Source organism: Corynebacterium phocae (genome assembly GCF_008693075.1).
Classification (GTDB): Bacteria; Actinomycetota; Actinomycetes; order Mycobacteriales; family Mycobacteriaceae; genus Corynebacterium; species Corynebacterium phocae.
Genome location: NZ_VXKJ01000048.1, coordinates 36,397 through 57,418 on the forward strand (window position 1 = coordinate 36,397; position 21,022 = coordinate 57,418).

The following is a 21,022-nucleotide window of genomic DNA, read 5'->3' on the forward strand; positions in this document are numbered from 1 at the left end:
CATGTCGGTTCTTCTCTTACAACTATCTGGACCGCTGCAGGCTTGGGGTGACAGCTCGCGCTTCGTGCACAGGGAAACCCGGAAGGAACCCACTAAGAGTGGGATTGTCGGACTACTTGCTGCCGCCCAAGGCAGGCCCCGTGCCGCAGACGTCAGTGACCTCGTCGGGCTACGCTTCGGCACCCGTGTGGACCAAGCCGGCCGACTGCTCAAAGATTTCCAAACCGAGATTGACTGGCGCAACGGCAAGGCCAAACCGCTTACCTACCGGCACTATCTGGCTGATGCCAAGTTTCTGGCTGGAATCGAAGGCACGCAAGAGGTGATAGAAGGCTTGGCGGAGAGCATCCGCAATCCTGGGTTCCCTTTATTCCTCGGCCGTCGGGCGTGTACACCTTCTGCGCCCCTATTCTTGGAGATTTCTCCGCTGCCTCTCGATGAGGCATTGGATACCCACCCATGGCTAGCAGCCGAGTGGTACCGCCGCGAGCAACCCCAGAAGGTGCAGCTGGCAATCTCCACAGACTGCCCCCCAGACAAAAACCCGGATGAGCTGATTCGCGACTTGCCACTGTCTTTCGGCAATCGAACCCGTAAGCATGCGTTGCGGCCAGTGCGACATCGTTTCGCCCCGCTCATCGACAATCCCCAGGGCAAGCCCAGCTCGGGACAGCATGACCCGTTCGCACTGATCGGAGGCGCACAATGACCTACCTGAGCAAAATGCAGCTCAATCCCCGGCGCCGCGCTACCGGAAAGTTTCTTTCCAGTCCGCGTACCCTACACGCTGCTGTGGAATCTTGCTTTCCCCCGCACTACCAAGATGAGAATCCTCGTATCCTTTGGAGGCTGGAACGTGTGGGGCACGAGGCTACCCTATGGATGGTCAGTGAGAAAGTACCGTCTTTCGAACCCCTCCAGGAACAAGCCGGATGGGAAAACGCGGTGACGTGGGAAACCCGTGACTACGACCAGCTGCTAAACCGGCTTCTGGCCGGCCAGCGCTACCGCTTCCGGCTCACCGTCAACCCCGTCATGGAGAAGTTCTGCGACGATGACAAAAAGCGCCGCGTTGCCCTCTTCCGCGAGGAAGACCAGATTGATTGGTTGCTTCGTAGAGCCGATCAACTGGGGATTAAATTAACCACAGCAGATGATGACGCGAAACCAACCTTCGCTGTGCGCGAGTCCCGCAGCATGCGCTTCCGGCATGAAAAGCGGACCGTAACACTGCAACGCTGCACCTTTGAGGGTGCGCTCGAAGTCACCGATCCAGAGCTGCTCCGCAAAGCGCTGGTAGGTGGCATTGGTAAGGCAAAAGCTTACGGCTTCGGCCTACTGACGCTCGCCCCTTACAACGAAAGTTAGAAGAATGAATACCCCGGGGATGAAACCCACGCAACCTAGTTCGCTAGTTCGCGCCGACGACCGCCTGAGTTTTCTCTACCTAGAACACTGCACTATTGGAAAGAGTTCCTCAGCTCTCACGGCTACGGACGAAAACGGTGTCATCCACATCCCCAGCGCCACGCTTTCCGTGCTGATGCTGGGGCCGGGAACCCGCGTCACTCACCAAGCCATGTGCGTAATTGCCGACTCCGGCATGAGCGTCATCTGGGTTGGTGAGCAAGGCGTTCGCTACTACGCCCACGGCCGACCTATCGGCAGAAACACCCGTCTCCTTGAAGCACAAGCCAAAATAGTTAGTAACACCAGACTCAGGCTTCAAGCAGCTCGGACTATGTACGAGATGCGATTCGAGGGCGAAGACACCAGCACACTTACCATGCAGCAACTCCGTGGCCGTGAAGGAGCCCGCGTTAGAAAAATCTATCGTGAGATGTCCGAAAAGCACAGTGTCAAATGGAGTAAAAGAGACTATGAGGTAGGTAACCTCATGGCCAGCGACCCCATTAACATCGCGCTGACCGCCGCTCACACCAGCCTCTACGGATTAGTTCACGCAACTATTGTAGCTTTGGGGTGCTCACCAGGGCTGGGTGTTGTTCACACCGGCCACGACCGATCACTAGTCTATGATATTGCCGACCTCTACAAGGCTGAGGTGACCATCCCGATAGCCTTTGAAGCCGTGGTAGCCATGCAAGATCTGGAATTCACGATCGATGAACTTCCCACCTACACCCGACGCGCCTGCCGCAATGCGTTCAAGCAATCACGGATATCAAACCGGATTGTGGCCGACCTAAAGACTATTTTTCTCCCGGATGAGGCTGCAGCTGCCGAAGATGAATCATGGTTTGAGGACTCCGTTATCCATCTCTGGGACAACCTCCATGACAGAGTAGTAGGCGGCACTAACTTCGAATTTGACTCATGATAACCCTAGTTCTATCCTCATGCCCATCCTCGCTTCGTGGCCACCTCACCCGGTGGTTAACCGAAGTATCCGCCAACGTATTCGTCGGAAAAGTCACCCCCCGGATCCGTGAAAAGATTTGGACACTGGTCACCGAGAATCTTCGCTCCGGACGTGCGATCATGACCTTCCCGAGCCGGGAATCAGAGCAGGGCTACGACTTCGAAGTACTCAACCACGAATGGGAGGTAGTGGACGCTGACGGACTGAAACTAGTCCGTCGCCCAAGGAAAACAAGACCTTCGCAAAGCGACGCACCTAAGCCCGGATGGTCCCGAGCTGGAAGGAAAAGGCGCTTCGGGCGCTAGTTGTCACGAAGAGAAAGTAAAGCTAAAGTTAGCCACGAGGGACAATAATTGCAGGTCAGCAAGGCCCTCCCCGCACGAGCGGGGATGATCCCCGGGGGGTGGAAAGACTTACTGGGTGAAATCGGCCCTCCCCGCACGAGCGGGGATGATCCCGGGTTGTAGCGCACGTATGGTTTCACCGCGCCGCCCTCCCCGCACGAGCGGGGATGATCCCGCAGCAGGGCGCGGAACCATCAGGCCCAGGCGGCCCTCCCCGCACGAGCGGGGATGATCCCAGCGCAAACTAAAAATGTTTACTTTTTTCTAGAAAACCCCGTGATAACATCGTAAGTATGTTTAAGAAAATGAAAAAGAGCCTTATTGCGCTCGCGGCACTTGCCGTCACCACAGCCCCTGTCCCTGCTACCGCCAATCCAGTAGATCAGTTGTCATCTACTGCACAGATGTCTTCGAACTCACTAATCAGTGAGGTCTCCAAGTTCATCCCCACCATTAGGGTGTCTTCTGCACCAGCACCTCAGACTGGAAATGTAGTTCTTCATCAAGGAGACCGCATCAACTTCCCTGGCCAAGGAACTTGTACTGTAGGATGGATTGATCACAGCACCCGGCGCGCCTATACAGCACGTCACTGTGGTCGAGATGGTTCTACTGCCACCACTGTCTCCAACCAGATGGTAGGTGTCATCCGACACAGCCCCCTTTCTCATGGGAAGAGCATCAATGATTACGATGTCGCTTACATCGAGCTAAGCCCTAACGTCACCCCAGGAGAAAACAAGTTCTCTGGTAACCTTCGTCCGCTCAACAATGACCAAATCGCTCCAGGCGATGAAGTGTGTGCAGTAGGAGCGCACAGCCGTAGAGTAAGCTGCTCTCGCGTCATCAACAACCGAGAGGGTAATCCCTTCCTTGTATCAGCTCATCAAACTGTCTTCGGTCCTGGCGACTCGGGTGGTCCTGCTTGGGTTCCTGGTAAGGGCTTCGTAGGAATCATCCACGGCGGATACCAGAACATTTTCGGAGGAGACCGCCGGGTTCAGTTCTTCACCATCGAAAGCACCCGCGCTCTAGGATAGATTTTCCTCCTGTCGGCACCCTATGTCCTTGCAAGGATATGGGGTGCTTCTCTTTTTATGTCTTGAAAGAGATTTTTCGGAGAGAGGATGATGTTGATCTCCACTTAGATATTACGGTGACTTTCATGTCTTTTATTCTCCTTTGGTGGTGGGCCCTCCCCGCACGAGCGGGGATGATCCCTTCAGTTCCTCTCCGGTGACGTGACCGGCGGGGCCCTCCCCACATGAGCGGGGATGATCCTGATTACCGCCGGTTGAGTGAAGAAGTAGTCCGGCCCTCCCCACATGAGCGGGGATGATCCATGAGCAACTAAGACTTTACAGCCAGGTTAATCGCATCATAGAGGAAGAAGAACGGGGCTGAGAAGACGCGGTAAATCATCAGCAAGAAGTTGATGAAGCCTCCATCAATGCCACTGTCGCTACTTCTTTTGAACAGAGAGTCTCCAGCAGCCTCACCAGCGCCACCGTAGTAGCCCTTTACGCGCTCATTGGGTACTGTAGATTTCCATGGCTTCTTAATCGAAGTGACGAAGCTTCCAGGCCTGTTTCCTCCAGTAACAGACAAAGTGACGACACCAATGAACCCTTTGCCTGGAATCCATGCTGGACCGCCAGAGTCCCCGCGCTGAGCAGGTGCATCGGTGTAGTATCCACCGGCACTGTCATCAACCTTGATGACCTTGCCACAAGTCGACTTACCTGTGGTCACTCCATAGGAACACACACTGTCTCCAGGATATACTCCTCCTAGGTAGATGTTGCCCGACAGGCCATTGCTACCGGCAGTTACAGTGTCCGCCAGCTTAATGACAGCGAGGTCATTGCCGTTTCCATTAGGGTCGTAGTCTGGATGCACTACGACCTCTCCGAGGAACTGTAGCGCCTCGTTATAGGCCTTGTTGTCCTTGCGCCTATCGAAGCAGTGCGCAGCGGTATAGGCCACGTTTTTGTCGATGTACCCAATGGTACATGCTTCACCAGAACCCGACTGGATTCTATCACCCTGATTAACAACTGTCTTTTCGCCATTACGCAAAATCTCTGAAGACATCACGTCACGAACAGATCCAGCATCAGGGGCAGCCTGAGTTTCTTGTGCGATAGCTGAGGTAGGGCTACACAGTAGCGCTCCAGCCATAACAGTTCCTACGATTTTCTTGAACATTTAGTTCCTCCTTGTTTTCCGTGGTAAGGGTGCGTTTTGCGCTTTCCTTATCCATCTTCTTAATATCGTATATCAAGGACAAACGGATGTCTGTTGTCAAGCGCCATCTAATTTTGCGCGTGTAGCGTCATGTATTTTTGCGCACTACTGGCGTTGGTGATGGCTGAATTTATTTAGTTGTTTTAGTTTATGTGATGGTTTATGTCATGAGGGTGACTCCTTGTCCGTTTTGGGCTTGTTGACGCCTGATGGATTCGCCGCTGGTTTCGTTGTGGTGGGCGTGGTGCATGAGCCAGTCGAGGGTTACTACGGCGAGGTTGGTTGGGAGGATTTTACGGGACACTATCTCAAAGCCCTTGTAACAAAGTTTAAGAAATCGTTTGGATTAGTGCTTGTAGAGCTCGCCGTACTTCGTCTCAATCCAGACAACGTGAAAAACAGCACCCTGCTGAACTCCGACGAACGGCAAGTTGCCCTTATGTCTAAATACGCGGAATTTTTTGGTTCCCTGGAATTGAGGGGGCACCTGCACGGCAAAACACTTTTCACTCAAATCCTCATATCCCAATCCGTGCTTTTTGTGGCTCTTTAGCTCTTTCCAGGTTAGCATCGACCGCTTGTGCCACTTTGTCAGAAACTCCGCCCGCATAGAATCATCCATTTTGGTGAAACCCCATTTTTCCCGGAGAAACCTAGTCGAGAGCAAAGGAAAGGCTTCCGCAGACGCCGCTAAATCGACGACGCGGGCGTCCGGTTCGGATTGTTTAACTGGAGTCGGCCGCGAGCCCCGTCGCCGTGATTTTTTTGCTATGGCTTAGCAGAAATACTCCTTGAGATCTGCGTCGGAGATTTCAATGGCTCTTTCGTCCGCGTTGAAATTCTTCAGCCATGGGCTTTCGGTATGAGTTTTGTTGCGCAAAGCCCAAGCGGAGTATGGACCGTACTTCTGCCAGGTCTCTATAAGGACTTCCTCAACGTCGCGGAAATCGTCCCAGCAGAATTCGTCGGAGACAAAGGTATCCGGATCGATGGCATTTCGGCCACACCCCTTGAGCTGATGATAGAGTTCGACAACCACGGGGCCGTGCGCCCAAGCTTCCATGCGGTCCGAGAACAGTGGAACTCCACCGGAGGCGCGCAGAAACGCGCCCTTGGCGTAGTAGAGCAGTTTTTGAAGCTTTAGCGGAGTTAGGTCCGCGTCCTCCATTTCCTCTGCCCAGGACACGAACCACTCGGCTATTTCGCGAGCTGTAAAAGTTTTCATATTCAATCCCCCTTGTGTTAGCTGAGACTCTACATCACACCGCCCCAGTTGTGAAGATCGTCGGGATAGCTCCCAGGGCAGTTACGGCAACTGCCCCACGCCAATGGCCCCCGCCAGGAAATAAATCCTGTGGGGGCCAAGGTGTTCGTTGACTGTTAAATCGGCTTACTTAGCCTTTTCAACGATCTCGACGAGACGGAAGTGCTTGTCCTTGGACAGCGGGCGGGTCTCGGCGATACGGACGGTGTCGCCGATGCCGGCAATCTCGTCCTCGTCATGTGCCTTAACTTTGGAGTTAGAGCGCATGATCTTGCTGTAAAGTGCGTGCTTCTTGCGGTCTTCGAGTTCGACGACAATGGTCTTGTTCATCTTGTCGGAAACCACAATGCCGGTGCGAGTTTTACGAGCACCGCGCTCTTTGGTTGATTTGTTCACGTTTGCCTCACTCATGATTAAGCCTCAGCTCCCGGAACGGCGGACAGACCCAGCTCGCGCTCACGAAGAACGGTGTAGATGCGGGCGATGTCGCGCTTAACAGTGCCGATACGCTGGTTGTTGGTCAACTGGCCGGTGGCCTTTTGGAAACGAAGGTTGAAAAGCTCTTCCTTCGCGTCCTTCAGGCGGGTCTCCAGCTCAGCGTTGTCGAGCTCACGGAACTCGTGTGCAGGGGTACCTAGTGCCATTAGAACTGGTCCTCCTTCTTGATGATGCGGACCTTACAAGGCAATTTCTGGCCTGCGCGGCGCAGGGCTTCAATTGCGGTTGCTTCGTTCGGGTAGGACATCTCGAAGAGGACGCGGCCAGGTTTAACGTTGGCAACCCACTTCTCGACTGGGCCCTTACCGGAACCCATACGAACGCCAAGAGGCTTCTGGGTCAACGGACGGTCCGGGAAGATGTTGATCCACACCTTGCCACCACGCTTGACGTGGCGGTTGATGGCAATACGTGCAGACTCAATCTGACGGTTGGTGATGTACGCAGGCTCAAGAGCCTGGATTGCGTAGTCACCGAAGTTGATGCGGGTACCGCCTTTGGCGACACCGCTACGGGTTGGGCGGTGTTGGCGACGGTACTTGACGCGCTTAGGAATCAGCATGGATTAGCCCTCCTGCTTCTGCTGTGCGCGCTGCCGGCGCTGGCCACCACGGCGCGGACGACCACCACGGTCGTTGCCGCGGCCACGGCCGGCTGCCGGAGCGTTCAAATCGGACTCACGCACGCCACCGATGACGTCACCCTTGTAGATCCACACCTTGATGCCAATACGGCCAAAGGTGGTGTGGGCTTCTGCGGTGCCGTAATCGATCTCTGCGCGTAGGGTATGCAGCGGAACGCGACCTTCGTGGTAGCGCTCGGTGCGGGACATCTCAGCGCCGCCCAGACGACCGGACAGGAGTACCTTGATACCCTTGACCTGCGGCTGGCGCATTGCAGACTGGATGGCCTTGCGCATTGCGCGGCGGAAAGCCACGCGGTTAACAAGCTGCTCAGCGATAGACTGTGCAACCAGAGTTGCGTTGGCGTCAACCTGCTTGACCTCAAGAATGTTAAGGGCAACCATCTTGCCGGTGAGCTTTTCCAGCTCGCGGCGGATGCGGTCAGCCTCAGCGCCACGGCGGCCAATCACAATACCCGGGCGGGCGGTGTGAATGTCCACGCGGACGCGGTCGCGGGTGCGCTCAATGACGACATCGGCAATGCCAGCCCGCTCGAGGTTCTTCTCGAGGAACTCGCGGATTTTGATGTCTTCAGCTACGTAGTTTGCGTATTCCTTCTCGGCGAACCAGTGAGTCTTCCAGTCAGTGGAGATACCCAGACGGAGGCCGTGAGGATGGATTTTCTGGCCCATTACTTGGCCCCTTCCTTCTGGCTTTCGACAACCACGGTGATGTGGCTGGTGCGCTTGCGAATCAAGAATGCACGGCCCTGTGCACGAGGCTGGAAGCGACGCATGGTTGGGCCCTCGTTGGCGTATGCCTCGGAGATGACCAGGGTGCGCGGATCCAGGCCAAAGTTATTTTCAGCGTTAGCTGCAGCGGAAGCTACAACCTTAGCTACGGGCTCAGCAGCACCCTGGGGTGCGTACTTGAGGATTGCTAGCGCTTCGGCTACGGACTTACCGCGAACCAAATCGATGACGCGGCGTGCCTTCATCGGGGTTACACGGACGAAGCGAGCCGTTGCGGATGCGGAGGTGATGGTGTCACTCATCGCTTATCGACGTCCCTTCTTGTCGTCCTTGATGTGACCCTTAAAGGTCTTGGTTGGTGCGAACTCGCCCAGCTTGTGGCCGACCATCGAGTCATCGATGAATACCGGAATGTGCTTCATACCGTTGTGAACGGCGAAAGTGTGTCCGATGAAGTCGGGCAAAATGGTGGAGCGGCGTGACCAGGTCTTAATGACCTTCTTGGTGCCGGCCTCGTTTTGAGCATCTACCTTGTTGAGGAGGTGCTCATCTACAAACGGGCCCTTCTTTAGGCTGCGTGGCATTTTCTACCTCCTCTTAGCGCTTCTTGTTCGGGCGACGACGGCGCACGATCATGTTGTTGGAATAACGGTTCGGGTTGCGGGTGCGACCTTCCTTCTTGCCCCAAGGGGACACAGGATGGCGGCCACCAGAAGTCTTACCTTCACCACCACCGTGTGGGTGGTCAACCGGGTTCATTACAACACCACGAACGGTCGGGCGAACGCCCTTCCAGCGCATACGGCCGGCCTTGCCCCAGCGGATGTTCATCTGGTCAGCGTTGCCAACCTCACCCACGGTAGCGCGGCAACGGATGTCAACGCGACGGATTTCGGTAGATGGCATACGCAGGATTGCGTAGTTGCCTTCTTTACCCAGCAACTGGATGGAAGCACCAGCGGAACGGGCAAGCTTAGCGCCTGCACCTGGCTTGAGCTCCACAGCGTGGATGGTGGTACCGGTTGGGATGTTGCGCAGTGGCAGGTTGTTGCCAACCTTGATATCTGCGTTAGCGCCAGCTTCAACAAGCTGACCCTGCTTCAGGTTCTTAGGAGCCACGATGTAGCGCTTCTCACCATCTGCGTAGTGCAGCAGGGCGATGTTAGCGGTACGGTTTGGGTCGTACTCAATGTGAGCGACCTTGGCCGGGATACCGTCTTTGTCGTGACGACGGAAGTCGATCAGACGGTAACGGCGCTTGTGGCCACCGCCGATGTGGCGGGTGGTGATGCGGCCGTAGTTGTTACGGCCACCAGTCTTAGACAGTGGGCGCAGCAGAGACTTTTCCGGAGTCGAGCGAGTGATCTCCTCGAACATGGAAACGGAGCTCTGGCGGCGACCTGGGGTTGTCGGCTTGTACTTACGAATAGCCATAGTTTTTCCTTACCTCGACCTTTCCTACGCGCCTGCGCCGAAAATGTCGATTGCGTCGCTGCCTTCACGCAGAGTCACATAAGCGCGTTTGGTGGACTTACGTTGACCGTAACCAGCACGGGTGCGCTTGCGCTTACCTGCACGGTTGGCGGTGTTAACGGAGTCTACCTTGACGCCGAAGATCTGCTCGATGGCATCCTTGATCTGGGTCTTGTTGGAGTCAGTTGCTACATAGAACGTGTAGGTGTTTTGTTCCATGAGGCCGTAGGACTTCTCAGAGACCACAGGTGCGAGAATGATGTCGCGTGGGTTTGCGATCTTAGCCATTGTTGTCCTCCTTGTCCGCGGCGGTTGCGCGGGAGATGAAGGTGTGCAGAGCCTCAACAGAGAACACGATGTCATCAGCATTGAGGACGTCGTAGGTGTTGAGCTGACCAGCGTCCAGGATGTGGACGCCAGGCAGGTTGTTGGCGCTGCGACGGGAGTTGAGGTCCTCGCGGCCTACAACAAAAAGAACCTTCTTGTTGTCGGTGATGCGCTCGAAGAAAGCCTTTGCAGACTTAGTCGAGGGAGTTTGGCCAGGAACCAACTCTTCGATTACGTGGATACGCTCACCGCGGGCACGGTCAGACAGAGCGCCGAAAAGGGCTGCCTTGATCATGCGCTTTGGAGTGCGCTGGGAGTAATCGCGCGGAACTGGTCCGTGCGAAATACCGCCACCTGCGTAGTGAGGCGCGCGGATGGAGCCCTGACGTGCGCGGCCAGTGCCCTTCTGACGGAATGGCTTGCGGCCACCGCCACGCACCTCTGCGCGGGTCTTGGTCTTGTGAGTACCCTGACGCTTAGCGGCAAGCTGAGCAGTGACAACCTGGTGAAGCAACGCTACGGAGGCTTCGGTGTCAAAGATTTCAGCAGGCAGCTCTACAGAGCCGTTGGTCTTGCCTTCAGCGGTCAGGACATCTAGCTTGAGGTTACTCATGCGTGTGCACCGCCCTTCACTGCGGTCTTAACGGTGACAAGTCCGCCGCGTGAACCAGGGATAGCACCCTTGATGAGCAGCAAGTTGGACTCGACATCGATTTTCTGGATCTTCAGGTTCTGCGTGGTAACGCGGTCCTGGCCCATACGGCCAGCCATGCGCTTGCCCTTGAAGACACGTGCTGGGGTTGCACAGGCGCCGATGCCACCAACGCGGCGGTGGGCTGCCTGGTTACCGTGGGAAGCACCCTGGCCGGCGAAGCCGTGGCGCTTCATGGCGCCAGCATAACCATGGCCCTTGGAGGTGCCGGTGACGTCAACGAAGGTGATGCCTTCGAAGATGTCAGCCTTAACTTCCTGGCCTACCTCGTATGCGGAGGTGTCTTCCATGCGGATTTCAGCGACGTGGCGGCGTGGGGTCACGCCAGCCTTCTTGAAGTGACCGGACGCAGGCTTGTTGGCCTTACGTGGGTCAATATCGCCAAAGGCGATCTGGATGGCGTTGTAGCCATCGGTTTCTGCGGTGCGAATCTGGGTAACTACGCATGGCCCGGCTTCAACGACGGTAACCGGTACTACGCGGTTGTCCTCGTCGAAGACCTGGGTCATACCGAGCTTTTTGCCCAGAATGCCCTTGATCTCGTTTTCACTCATTGTTAGTTCTCCACTAAAGTTAAGTATTTAAGGTCTGTTGGACGCTTACTGAATGTTGACGTCAACGCTGGCCGGAAGATCGATACGCATGAGAGCGTCAACGGTCTTCGGGGTTGGGTCGAGAATGTCAATAAGGCGCTTGTGCGTACGCATTTCAAAATGCTCACGCGAGTCCTTGTACTTGTGCGGAGAACGAATAACGGCGTATACGTTCTTCTCAGTTGGTAGCGGCACCGGGCCAACAACACGAGCACCCGTACGGGTTACGGTCTCAACGATCTTCTTTGCAGAAGCGTCAATCGCCTCGTGGTCATAGGCCTTCAGCCGAATGCGGATTTTTTGTCCCGCCACGCTTATCCTCTTCCTCGTCTCCCCACTTTTACATTCCCGGCGTATCCGGGGCGTAAAGCGGTGGGAACTACGCTTCTCGATTTTCTCTATAACGTTGTCCAGGTTTAGGGCCCAGCTCAACGCCAGTGGTTGATTTTCTTATCACGATGACCATCAAAGCGCGCTGGCAATAACCAGCAACCGTTCAGTCAAGTGACTGTCCGTTGGCCACAAAGCTACAAAAGCACCTTTGAGATGATAGGAATAAGGATGTTCTCCGTGGGGGAACAACCAAGTCATATACTGCCGCTGTTTATTTGCCATGCCCTTCTCTGGTTTCAACGTCCGGGGTTTACTTCTACTAAACGCGAGTCTTACCCGGGCGATGAACCTTCTGTTGCGAGTGTGCTCCGGCCAATTAACTTGGCACGGTGCCCTCCTCAACGCGAAGGCGTCATGTTTACCTCACCAGCGCAAACGCTCATATCCGGAGCCGTCAAGGCCCGTCAATTAGCGTTGCCCTGTTAAAGCAACCCTCATATTTAAGCACGTTAAGAACAGTTTCGCAAACCGTCCTCCGCACCTAGCCCGCGCCGGCCCAGTTGCACCCAAACTCTCCTCCCCCAAAACCCGGCCGCCTTGCTTCCACACTCTGCTGTCCCCGTGCACACCACTCTGCTATCCCCGTACACACCCACCCGGCACCCAAAACCCCACCAGCAACACCGACAGCGGATTCCTGCGGCCAGGCCTTGCACCCGGGCACATAATTGCAGAGGATTTTCTGCAGCACGTTTCTACGATCGCCGAGGTTAAGCACAACCGCACCCCCTCCGCGGGGCCTTGCCGGAGACACTGTTCGGCTTACAAGGCGGTTAGCCGGGCCCACGACCTGGTTTTGGGACACGGCCTATTGGTGCCCAGGGCCACCTGCCCTACCAGCCGGTTTTTGCCCACAACCTGCGATTAATCGCTGCAGGGTTGAGACGAGGACATTCGGCGGTAGGTAACTAATTGGTATCAATCAAAAAAATCCTTAGCGCCGGTTTAGGAAGCTGTATATGCTAGGCAACGTTCGTACCGGTTTTGGAATTGAAAGCTCGCCACCCGGCGGGTTTCGCCCAAACGCTAGGTACGCAAAGTATCTCCAAGTGAAAAGGATTAAAAATGGCTGAGAACAACAAGTCCCAGAACACCCCAGCAACCGCTTCCAAAGACGTTGCTGTTGACAAGAAGGACGTCAACACTGACGTCGAGAACACCCGTCGCGTGAACGAGAACCTCGAGACCGAGTACGGCACCACCACCATCGAAAACACCGTTGTTTCCAAGATCGCCGGCATCGCTGCGCGTGAGGTTTCCGGCGTGGCCGCACTGGGCGGCGGCGGAGCTCGCCTGGTTGGCAACATCCGCGAGTCCCTTGGTGCATCTGAGGACGTTCGCCAGGGCGTGTCTGTTGACGTCAACGAAGGCGTTGCCAACATCTCCGTTGCCATCATCGCTGAGTACGGCGTGGCAATCCACGAGCTGGCTGAGGCAATCCGCCGCAACATCATGAACTCCGTTGAGCGCATGACCGGCCTTGACGTCTCCAGCGTTGACGTAACCGTTCATGACGTTAAGCTTCCTTCCGAGGATGAGGACGAGTCTGACAACGAGCAGCCCGCCCTTATCCAGAACTAAAGCCAAGGCAAGATAACAATGGCTTCAGCTCGATTTGAGCTTTCAGCGGCCACAGCGAAGCAATTGGCGGAAGCTTTGGCAGCTCTTCCCGGCGTGCATTCCCTCTTCGGAGGGGATCACGGCGAGATTGCGCTTTTGTTCCCAGGTGAACGTGTTCGCGGTCTTAGGTTCCTAAGCCCCAAGGACGACACCCAGATTGCAGCGCACATCGTTGTCGACTTCAACGCCTCTCCTGATCTCAAGGAACTGGCAGAGAAGATCCGCTCCACCGCTTTCGCACAATGCCGCGACTTGACCAGGGTGAACGTCGTCTTCGCTGACGCGGCTTAATCAGCCACACCCCCGCATTTTTAAGAGAAAGACTAAGAATAGTCATGAAAAACTTTACGTCTCTTGGCGTCCTGGCAGGTCTTATCCTGGCATGGGTCGTCATTACTGGCTGCTGGGAACTGGCGGTCTTGTGCGTCGTATTCGCGACCGTCGGTGGTCTGATTGGTGCCCATTTTGATGGCCGCATCAATCTGAAGGAAATTGGCACCAACCTTGTTGGCAAAGGCCAAGGATAGGTCGCGGCTCAATGGAAAAATCAAAAGTTTCCAAAGGAGCTGCAGCGGCTAATTCTGGTAAGGGCGAAAACATAAGTTTAGATTCCAAGCCCGCTGACGTCATCGTAGCTGTCGAGACCCCGGACACTCCGGGCAAAGACAGCCTACAACCGACGGCAACGGAGGCTGCCAAGCAGGACAACCACCCCGCAAGGAATCAAGACATCTTCCCCGCCAAGGGCGTGGAGGCTGTCATTGGTCAGCAGCTGCTGACTATCCCCGGCGTGATACCGGTTGATTCCAAGCTGGCTGGCCTGGGTGGCCGGGGGTTCCCCCGCGTAGTGGCCCAACTTGATCCGATCAGGAAGGTTGCTGTCGTGGAGGCTGCCATCGCTGTCGTGTGGCCTTCGCCTGTCACCCGCGTTGCTGAAGAGGCACGTCGGGCGATTGCGGAGACCGTCACCGCGTATACCGGTTACAAGACCACCCGCGCCAACGTTGTTGTTGGCCATGCGGAGCCTGGTACCCGTGTCACTGCCGCAGCGATTGAAGAACGCAGGCCAATTAGCGCTAGGAAGCCTATCTCTAGGGAATCCGACATCCGTCAACCTGTTACTACCCGGGGCGTCGAAATCCGCAACGTTGAGCTCCTCGATGATCCCAAGGTCCGCAGCATTTCCACACCAAGTGAGAAGTCCGTGCAGTCTATTCCGGTTCCTGAACCGCCACAGCTCACGGAGATTGTCACTGCTGACAGCGCCAACCTCGTGGAGGTTCCTGAACCCAAGGAACCACAAGTGCGGTCAATCTCTGCACCTGCCACCCGGGAGCTCGCTGCGGTTTCGGTCCGCGAATCCGTGGAGGTTGTCAAACCTGAAGCTCCGAAGGAGCGTCAGCTGGTAGAGGTTAACTACAACAAGGCCAACGTTTGGAAGCCCACCACCCGCGAAGGCGTAAACCTGCGCGAGGTAGAAGCACCGGAGGTAGAACCACGCGTTGTTGAAGCCCCGGCGCAAAAGCCGCTTCGCCGTGTTGTCACCCCAGATACCCAGCCGCGTAGCGTACAGGCACCCCGCAAGGGCCGTCTGAAGCAGGTAACGGTTAATTCCAAGCCTTTGCGCGAGATCTCCATTGCGCCTTCGGCTCCTGTCCGGCACGTGCCGGTTCCGGAACCCACGCCGTTGCGTTCAATTGAGGTTATCCCCGCAAATGCAGAACAACTACGAAGGGCAGGTCGATAGCCGTGGCGAAGTCTCCACAAACAAACGCTCACTACGGCCAAGAACCAAAGGCCTCCCCCGCTGTTCGTTGGGCCACCGTAATCTTAGGCCTCATCCTTCTTGGTCTGGCCTTCGTGGCCGGCCGTGAGGTATGGCGGATTCTGGCAGCACCGGAACAGCAGTCCTGGACGCAGCCAGCAGTTGACGTAATGAGCAAGCCAGGTCTAGAAGATTGGATGCTCTACGCCGCCGCTGGGGCAATCGTTGTTGGGCTTATCTGCCTTTTCTTGGCCTTTAAGCCCCGGCGCAGCACCCACGTTAGCGTTAGCCACGACAACGGTCCTTCCACCTGGATCCGCCACGTGGACGTAGCGCGACGTAGCTCCGCTATTGCGCGCAACGTTCCCGGTGTCGCTTCCGCGCACAGCACGTCAAAGAACAATGTTGTGACGGTAACGGTTAATGGTGATGTCGGTGACTCCGGTCTGGCAGAGCGCGTTTCGCAGGCCGTCAGCGCAGAACTCAGCCACCTTGCCCGCCCTCCGCGGGTGAACGTGAAGACCGAACAAATCCAGGGGGTTGGAAACAATGTCTAGAGCAGTTGCCGGTTTAGACCGGACGATATTTTTCATCCTGGGCTTGGTACTCATTGCCCTCGGCTTGTGGCCCATCCTGGTGTACTTTGGCGTCGATTTTGCTGAGCATCTGGCACGCTGGATTGACCATGACCAATGGGCTGCAGCCCCAGAGCAAGAATGGTGGGTTTGGGCGCTGGGCATTGGCGCAGGCGTAGCCGCGTTGATTGCCCTCGGGCTCATCTGGGCTAACCTGCACATGCGCCGGATTAACAAGGTTGACTCGGACGCCTCCACTGATGACGGTTCCATTGTCATGCACATGAACCCCATCACCGAGGCTATGGTCAACTCCCTAGAGGATAACCCTTACGTGGTTGAGGCTAGCCGCAAGCTTGCCCACGACCGCAAGGATCCGCAGCTGACGGTCTCTGTGCTTGCAAAAGCAGAGACGCCACTGTCAGAGCTAACCCGCATTGTGGATGCCACTGAGAGCGACTTTAGGGCCGCTTTCCCGGCCTCCAAGCTGCATACGGTCTACGAGGTTCAGTACGACCGCTTGACGCAGTAAAACCTGCGCAGAGCTTCCTAGGCGCCCATTCCGTCCACCCGGCGGATGGGCGCCTTTGCTATGAAGATATCCTGCACAGCACCCAGGCAGGCGGTTCCACCGGCAGACAGCTCAACCACCAGATCGTCGCCCGGCGTGCAACTGCGAATACGCGACCAAGAAAGAGTGTCCCGCTTGAGCTCCCGGCGGAGCTTTTCATAAACGTGTATCCGCTTGCCCACCACCACCGTGGCCGACTCAGTACGCACGGCATAGGCGTACCCGTGGAGGTGGCCTTGATGAAGCCCATTGAGGTGCTCAACGTCCAGGGTAGTGGGCTGAAGGGCGGAGATTTGCTTGACTACACCCATCCTGTGCTCGAAGCCGTCACTATCGGCCACCACGAAGGGCCGTGCAGGACCCGTGCGCCTAATACGGCCGTACTCCCACACCACTGGCTGCGTGGCCTCCCGCGCGGCGGGGCCGCGGCCACCAGCGCGCTGGAGCGGCACGGTGTGAACCACGATATGCTTGGCGTCTAGCACCGCGCTGGTGTGTACTCCGCGGCCCTGGTCTGTGGTTTCCACCAGCCAGGTACCAAAGGAAACCGATGCGCCGCGGTTTCCCGCAGTGGGGGCAGTCGAAGCAGCGGCGCTGGCGGCGGCCCCAACCGGGAAGGTGCCGGCCTGCGCGCCAGGGATAGGGAACAGCGGCGGGTGAACCGAGGCCAGTTCCTCGAGAACCTCAACCAGCTGCTCATCAGAACTCCCCCACCCTATCCCGGCGTTGGAAACAACTCCTAGCAAAGTGGCCAGGGGTAAGTCAGGTTGTCCTTCCCACGCGGCGCGGAGGCTGGCAATTACTTTGTCTATTCGCGTTGGATCTTTCACGGCTCATACCTTAGCCTTTTGGCGCGAATCCGGGGTTCACAGGGGGCGTGCGGCCCCGTCTACCCGCAACAAGCGCGCAGAGCGGGTCACTCTTGTCGCCGAACGGACCTGGGGCGGGGGCGGAACAATAGCAAAAGCCGCCCCGTTCCTCCAAGGAGGCCGGGGCGGCTTTCGGGTCGTGGGCTAGCGCCTAAGCGCTAGACCGGTGACTGCAGGAATTACTCTACAATCTTGGTGACGCGGCCAGCGCCAACGGTGCGGGAGCCTTCGCGGATAGCGAAACGCAGACCCTCATCCATTGCGACTGGCTGGATGAGCTCAACCTTCATCTCAACGTTGTCGCCAGGCATAACCATCTCGGTGCCCTCAGGCAAGGTGATGACGCCGGTAACGTCGGTGGTACGGAAGTAGAACTGTGGGCGGTAGTCGTTCTGGAATGGGGTGTGGCGGCCGCCCTCTTCCTTCTTCAGAACGTATACGGAGCCCTCGAACTTGGTGTGAGGGGTGTAAGCGCCTGGCTTGATAACAACCTGGCCACGCTCAACGTCCTCACGCTTGGTGCCACGAAGAAGCAGACCACAGTTGTCGCCAGCTTCGGTGTAGTCCATCATCTTGCGGAACATTTCGATACCGGTAACGGTGGTGGTGGTGGACTTCTCGCGGATGCCGATGATCTCGACGTCCTCGTTGACCTTCAGGGTGCCACGCTCTACACGACCGGTAACAACGGTGCCACGGCCGGTAATGGTGAAGATGTCCTCGATAGGCATCAAGAATGGCTTTTCCATCTCGCGCTCAGGATCAGGGATGGACTCATCACAAGCTTCCATGAGCTCAACGATGCCCTCAACCCACTTCTCGTCGCCCTCAAGTGCCTTCAGAGCGGAGATGTGGATGATTGGAGCGTCTTCGTCGTAGTCCTGGTCGCCCAGCAGTTCGCGGATTTCCATCTCAACGAGCTCGATGATTTCCTCATCATCAACCATGTCGCACTTGTTCAGTGCAACGAGGATGTAAGGAACGCCAACCTGGCGAGCCAGAAGAACGTGCTCACGGGTCTGAGGCATGGGGCCATCGGTTGCAGCAACAACCAAGATAGCGCCGTCCATCTGAGCAGCACCGGTAATCATGTTCTTGATGTAGTCGGCGTGGCCCGGAGCGTCTACGTGTGCGTAGTGGCGCTTAGGGGTGGAGTACTCAACGTGGGAGATGTTGATGGTAATACCGCGCTCCTTCTCCTCAGGAGCCTTATCGATCATGTCGAAAGCGAAAGCGGTGTTCTCCTCAGGGTACTTGTCAGAAAGTACCTTGGTGATTGCTGCGGTAGTGGTGGTCTTGCCGTGGTCGACGTGCCCGATGGTGCCGATGTTAACATGCGGCTTCGTACGTTCGAACTTCTCCTTTGCCACTGTGTGTCCTCCTAGACTTTTGTGGCGGCCACAAGATGTGGCCGGTTATTTCTGATTGTCATTGGCACTTGAGCTACAACCGAGGTTGTCACCCGAAGCGCAAATGACGCTTTCTTTACGTGCCAGTTACATGATCCTAGAATCTAGCCAAGGTTTTTTCAAACCGCCATCATGATAGGTGGTAACTCCGCGCATGTTAGTGCGGCCGTACCCCAACACATGAATCCGACATGAATCTTCAATGGGATCCGCTGAGGGTAACGGCCGGCTGGTCAGACCCGCTAAAGCGGGCCAAACAAGCTCGACCGCTACCCCACGCAAGCACCAAAGTACCCACTGGCGGGAGTACACTCACCCGGCCCCGGAGGGCCAGGCTAGCGGTGCTTACAAGAAGCTATTAGGACTTAACGCCCGTGCGCTCTTCAATAACGGCAGCCGATACGGAGGCAGGAACCTCAGCGTAAGAGTCGAATACCATCGAGAAGTTTGCACGGCCAGCGGTGCTAGACCGTAGGTCACCAATGTAGCCGAACATCTCGGATAGTGGAACCTTAGCCTTGACAACCTTGGCACCGGAACGGTCTTCCATGGCGTAAACCTGGCCACGACGGGAGCTGATGTCACCGTTAACGGTGCCCATGTACTCCTCAGGCGTGACAACCTCAACGGCCATGACTGGCTCAAGAAGGACTGGCTTTGCCTTGGCAACAGCTTCCTTCAGGACCTGGGAACCGGCGAGCTTGAAGGCCATTTCAGAGGAGTCAACGTCGTGGTAAGCGCCGTCTTCCAGGGTGGCCTTGATGTTTACCAGCGGGAAGCCAGCAAGGTAGCCGTACTGCATTGCGTCCTTGATGCCGGCGTCAACGGACGGGATGTACTCGCGAGGAATACGGCCACCGGTGACGGCATTTTCGAACTTGTAGGTTGGGGACTCGCCCTCTTCCAAGGTCTCTGGATCCGGGTTGTAAGGCTCGATAGTGACGATAACCTTTGCGAACTGACCGGAACCACCAGTCTGCTTCTTGTGCGTGTAGTCCAAGGACTGCACAGTCTTGCGGATGGTTTCGCGGTAAGCAACCTGTGGGTTACCAATGTTGGCTTCCACCTTGAACTCACGCTTCATGCGGTCAACCAGCACGTCGAGGTGGAGCTCGCCCATGCCGCCGATGACGGTCTGGCCGGTTTCATCATCCAGCTCAACGGTGAAGGTTGGGTCCTCAGCAGCGAGCTTCTGGATAGCGGTACCCAGCTTCTCCTGGTCAGCCTTGGTCTTAGGCTCAATGGAGACCTTGATAACCGGATCCGGGAAGTCCATGGACTCGAGGATGATTGGGTCATTCTTGTCGCAGAGGGTGTCACCGGTCGTGGTCTCTTTCAGGCCGATAACTGCGTAGATGTTGCCGGCGTCTGCCTGCTCAACAGGGTTTTCCTTGTTGGCGTGCATCTGGAAGAGCTTACCAATACGCTCTTTCTTGCCCTTGGTGGAGTTAAGAACCTCGGTACCAGGCAGAACCTGACCGGAGTACACGCGAACGAAGTTGAGCTGACCGAAGAATGGGTGAGCTGCAATCTTGAAGGCGAGTGCGGAGAAAGGAGAGTTAACCGAAGGCTTACGGGTAATCTCTTCATCCTCGTTGCCCACAGCGTGGCCGGTGACCTCACCGATGTCCAGCGGAGTTGGCAAGTAGTCAATAACGGCGTCCAGCAGTGGCTGGATACCCTTGTTGCGGTAAGCGGTACCGCAGAGCACTGGGTAGACCTCAGAGGCGATGGTCAGCTTGCGGATAGCGCCCTTGATTTCTTCGAGGGTGAGCTCTTCGCCACCGAAGAACTTCTCCATCAACTCGTCGTCAGATTCTGCGACGGTTTCCAGCAGCTTCTCGCGGTACTCTTCTGCCTTGTCTTTAAGGTCAGCAGGAATTTCTTCGATGGTTGGCTCAGCACCGGTTTCCACCTTGCCGCGCCACGTAATGGCCTTCATTTCCAGAAGGTCAACAACGCCGTCAAAGTCATCCTCAGCGCCAATAGGCAGCTGCATAACGAGTGGCTTTGCACCCAGGCGGTCGATGATGGTCTGCACGGTGTAGTAGAAGTCCGCGCCGAGTTTGTCCATCTTGTTGACAAAGCAGATACGGGGAACGTCGTACTTGGCAGCCTGACGCCACACCTGCTCCGACTGAGGCTCAACGCCTTCTTTGCCGTCGAACACGGCAACAGCGCCGTCCAGGACACGCAGGGAGCGCTCTACCTCAACGGTAAAGTCAACGTGGCCCGGGGTGTCGATGATGTTGATCTGGTTGTTCTTCCAGAAACAGGTAACAGCAGCGGAGGTAATGGTAATACCGCGCTCCTTCTCCTGCTCCATCCAGTCAGTGGTGGAAGCACCGTCGTGGGTCTCGCCTACTTTGCGGTTAATACCGGTGTAGAAGAGAATACGCTCGGTGGCGGTGGTCTTACCGGCATCGATGTGAGCCATGATGCCGATGTTGCGAACCTTGTTTAGGTCCTTAAGCACTTCTTGTGCCACGGTTTTACCCCAACTTCGTTGTTTGTATGTCTAAGAAAAAGTGACCTAGAGCGCCATTTTCCTAAACGGTGAATATGTTTGTCTAATTGTGCCACTAACTGGCGGCTTAAGCAGCC

28 protein-coding genes are annotated in these 21,022 nt (G+C 56.3%); 12 read left to right on the top strand and 16 right to left on the bottom strand.

The window, feature by feature from the left end; all coding sequences use genetic code 11:
* Position 1 precedes the first annotated feature (1 nt).
* From cas5e to F4V58_RS09940, 5 genes are all read left to right on the top strand, one after another.
* Positions 2 to 709 carry a type I-E CRISPR-associated protein Cas5/CasD gene (gene cas5e, locus F4V58_RS09920; RefSeq protein WP_075735597.1) on the top strand — a complete coding sequence of 236 codons (708 nt, stop codon included), beginning with the start codon at positions 2 to 4 and terminating at the stop codon, positions 707 to 709.
* A gap of 14 nt (positions 710 to 723) precedes the next feature.
* A complete protein-coding gene (gene cas6e, locus F4V58_RS09925) occupies positions 724 to 1,368 on the top strand; it encodes a type I-E CRISPR-associated protein Cas6/Cse3/CasE (protein WP_245803065.1) in 645 nt (214 codons plus the stop codon).
* A gap of 4 nt (positions 1,369 to 1,372) precedes the next feature.
* A complete protein-coding gene (cas1e, locus tag F4V58_RS09930; protein ID WP_075735601.1) occupies positions 1,373 to 2,341 on the top strand; it encodes a type I-E CRISPR-associated endonuclease Cas1e in 969 nt (322 codons plus the stop codon).
* Positions 2,338 to 2,688 carry a type I-E CRISPR-associated endoribonuclease Cas2e gene (gene cas2e, locus F4V58_RS09935; RefSeq protein WP_075735603.1) on the top strand — a complete coding sequence of 117 codons (351 nt, stop codon included), beginning with the start codon at positions 2,338 to 2,340 and terminating at the stop codon, positions 2,686 to 2,688. The genes cas1e and cas2e overlap by 4 nt, the downstream gene beginning before the upstream one ends.
* Before the next feature lie 332 nt (positions 2,689 to 3,020).
* Complete coding sequence (locus F4V58_RS09940; protein WP_150385789.1) at positions 3,021 to 3,767, top strand: chymotrypsin family serine protease; 747 nt, start codon at positions 3,021 to 3,023, stop codon at positions 3,765 to 3,767.
* 310 nt (positions 3,768 to 4,077) lie between these two features.
* On the opposite strand, the gene F4V58_RS09945 is transcribed toward F4V58_RS09940, so the two are convergent.
* A complete protein-coding gene (locus tag F4V58_RS09945; RefSeq protein WP_075735605.1) occupies positions 4,078 to 4,935 on the bottom strand; it encodes a trypsin-like serine protease in 858 nt (285 codons plus the stop codon).
* A 220-nt stretch (positions 4,936 to 5,155) separates the two neighbouring features.
* Between F4V58_RS09945 and F4V58_RS09950 the strand changes: the two genes are divergently transcribed.
* The gene (locus tag F4V58_RS09950) at positions 5,156 to 5,527 is read left to right on the top strand and encodes a hypothetical protein (protein ID WP_150385790.1); all 372 of its coding nucleotides are present in this window, start codon (positions 5,156 to 5,158) and stop codon (positions 5,525 to 5,527) included.
* A 222-nt stretch (positions 5,528 to 5,749) separates the two neighbouring features.
* On the opposite strand, the gene F4V58_RS09955 is transcribed toward F4V58_RS09950, so the two are convergent.
* From F4V58_RS09955 to rpsJ, 12 genes are all read right to left on the bottom strand, one after another.
* A complete protein-coding gene (locus tag F4V58_RS09955) occupies positions 5,750 to 6,199 on the bottom strand; it encodes a Panacea domain-containing protein (RefSeq protein ID WP_075735609.1) in 450 nt (149 codons plus the stop codon).
* A 165-nt stretch (positions 6,200 to 6,364) separates the two neighbouring features.
* Complete coding sequence (rpsQ, locus tag F4V58_RS09960) at positions 6,365 to 6,649, bottom strand: 30S ribosomal protein S17 (protein ID WP_075735611.1); 285 nt, start codon at positions 6,647 to 6,649, stop codon at positions 6,365 to 6,367.
* A 2-nt stretch (positions 6,650 to 6,651) separates the two neighbouring features.
* Positions 6,652 to 6,882 carry a 50S ribosomal protein L29 gene (gene rpmC / locus F4V58_RS09965; RefSeq protein ID WP_075735613.1) on the bottom strand — a complete coding sequence of 77 codons (231 nt, stop codon included), beginning with the start codon at positions 6,880 to 6,882 and terminating at the stop codon, positions 6,652 to 6,654.
* Positions 6,882 to 7,298: a 50S ribosomal protein L16 gene (gene rplP / locus F4V58_RS09970; RefSeq protein WP_075735615.1), complete on the bottom strand. Its 417-nt coding sequence runs from the start codon at positions 7,296 to 7,298 to the stop codon at positions 6,882 to 6,884. Before rplP ends, rpmC begins: the two co-directional genes overlap by 1 nt.
* A gap of 3 nt (positions 7,299 to 7,301) precedes the next feature.
* A complete protein-coding gene (rpsC, locus tag F4V58_RS09975; protein ID WP_075735617.1) occupies positions 7,302 to 8,051 on the bottom strand; it encodes a 30S ribosomal protein S3 in 750 nt (249 codons plus the stop codon).
* Positions 8,051 to 8,413, bottom strand: a complete 363-nt coding sequence (rplV, locus tag F4V58_RS09980) for a 50S ribosomal protein L22 (RefSeq protein ID WP_075735619.1) — start codon at positions 8,411 to 8,413, stop codon at positions 8,051 to 8,053. The genes rpsC and rplV overlap by 1 nt, the downstream gene beginning before the upstream one ends.
* Positions 8,414 to 8,416: 3 nt before the next feature.
* Positions 8,417 to 8,695 carry a 30S ribosomal protein S19 gene (gene rpsS / locus F4V58_RS09985; protein WP_075735621.1) on the bottom strand — a complete coding sequence of 93 codons (279 nt, stop codon included), beginning with the start codon at positions 8,693 to 8,695 and terminating at the stop codon, positions 8,417 to 8,419.
* A gap of 13 nt (positions 8,696 to 8,708) precedes the next feature.
* On the bottom strand, positions 8,709 to 9,545 hold the full coding sequence (gene rplB / locus F4V58_RS09990) for a 50S ribosomal protein L2 (RefSeq protein ID WP_075735623.1): 837 nt from the start codon (positions 9,543 to 9,545) through the stop codon (positions 8,709 to 8,711).
* Positions 9,546 to 9,569: 24 nt separating this feature from the next.
* On the bottom strand, positions 9,570 to 9,872 hold the full coding sequence (gene rplW / locus F4V58_RS09995; RefSeq protein WP_075735625.1) for a 50S ribosomal protein L23: 303 nt from the start codon (positions 9,870 to 9,872) through the stop codon (positions 9,570 to 9,572).
* Positions 9,865 to 10,524 (bottom strand): 50S ribosomal protein L4, encoded by a 660-nt coding sequence (rplD, locus tag F4V58_RS10000; protein ID WP_075735627.1) that lies wholly within the window; start codon positions 10,522 to 10,524, stop codon positions 9,865 to 9,867. Before rplD ends, rplW begins: the two co-directional genes overlap by 8 nt.
* Positions 10,521 to 11,177, bottom strand: a complete 657-nt coding sequence (gene rplC / locus F4V58_RS10005; protein ID WP_075735629.1) for a 50S ribosomal protein L3 — start codon at positions 11,175 to 11,177, stop codon at positions 10,521 to 10,523. The genes rplD and rplC overlap by 4 nt, the downstream gene beginning before the upstream one ends.
* Positions 11,178 to 11,222: 45 nt before the next feature.
* Complete coding sequence (rpsJ, locus tag F4V58_RS10010) at positions 11,223 to 11,528, bottom strand: 30S ribosomal protein S10 (RefSeq protein ID WP_003848085.1); 306 nt, start codon at positions 11,526 to 11,528, stop codon at positions 11,223 to 11,225.
* 1,146 nt (positions 11,529 to 12,674) lie between these two features.
* Here rpsJ and F4V58_RS10015 point away from each other — a divergent pair.
* From F4V58_RS10015 to F4V58_RS10040, 6 genes are read left to right on the top strand one after another with little or no spacing between them, the layout of a single operon-like run.
* Positions 12,675 to 13,190: an Asp23/Gls24 family envelope stress response protein gene (locus F4V58_RS10015; RefSeq protein ID WP_075735631.1), complete on the top strand. Its 516-nt coding sequence runs from the start codon at positions 12,675 to 12,677 to the stop codon at positions 13,188 to 13,190.
* Between the two features lie 18 nt (positions 13,191 to 13,208).
* Positions 13,209 to 13,520, top strand: a complete 312-nt coding sequence (locus F4V58_RS10020) for a hypothetical protein (protein WP_075735633.1) — start codon at positions 13,209 to 13,211, stop codon at positions 13,518 to 13,520.
* Positions 13,521 to 13,564: 44 nt separating this feature from the next.
* Positions 13,565 to 13,756: a hypothetical protein gene (locus F4V58_RS10025; RefSeq protein ID WP_075735635.1), complete on the top strand. Its 192-nt coding sequence runs from the start codon at positions 13,565 to 13,567 to the stop codon at positions 13,754 to 13,756.
* 11 nt (positions 13,757 to 13,767) lie between these two features.
* A complete protein-coding gene (locus F4V58_RS10030; protein WP_075735637.1) occupies positions 13,768 to 14,976 on the top strand; it encodes a hypothetical protein in 1,209 nt (402 codons plus the stop codon).
* Between the two features lie 2 nt (positions 14,977 to 14,978).
* A complete protein-coding gene (locus F4V58_RS10035) occupies positions 14,979 to 15,551 on the top strand; it encodes a DUF6286 domain-containing protein (protein ID WP_150385791.1) in 573 nt (190 codons plus the stop codon).
* A complete protein-coding gene (locus F4V58_RS10040) occupies positions 15,544 to 16,101 on the top strand; it encodes an Asp23/Gls24 family envelope stress response protein (RefSeq protein WP_075735641.1) in 558 nt (185 codons plus the stop codon). The genes F4V58_RS10035 and F4V58_RS10040 overlap by 8 nt, the downstream gene beginning before the upstream one ends.
* 17 nt (positions 16,102 to 16,118) lie before the next feature.
* On the opposite strand, the gene F4V58_RS10045 is transcribed toward F4V58_RS10040, so the two are convergent.
* The 3 genes from F4V58_RS10045 to fusA form a co-directional block, all read right to left on the bottom strand.
* Positions 16,119 to 16,970: a hypothetical protein gene (locus F4V58_RS10045; RefSeq protein ID WP_075735643.1), complete on the bottom strand. Its 852-nt coding sequence runs from the start codon at positions 16,968 to 16,970 to the stop codon at positions 16,119 to 16,121.
* 218 nt (positions 16,971 to 17,188) lie between these two features.
* Positions 17,189 to 18,379 (bottom strand): elongation factor Tu, encoded by a 1,191-nt coding sequence (gene tuf, locus F4V58_RS10050; protein WP_075735645.1) that lies wholly within the window; start codon positions 18,377 to 18,379, stop codon positions 17,189 to 17,191.
* A gap of 397 nt (positions 18,380 to 18,776) precedes the next feature.
* Positions 18,777 to 20,906 carry an elongation factor G gene (gene fusA, locus F4V58_RS10055; protein ID WP_075735647.1) on the bottom strand — a complete coding sequence of 710 codons (2,130 nt, stop codon included), beginning with the start codon at positions 20,904 to 20,906 and terminating at the stop codon, positions 18,777 to 18,779.
* Positions 20,907 to 21,022 lie beyond the last annotated feature (116 nt).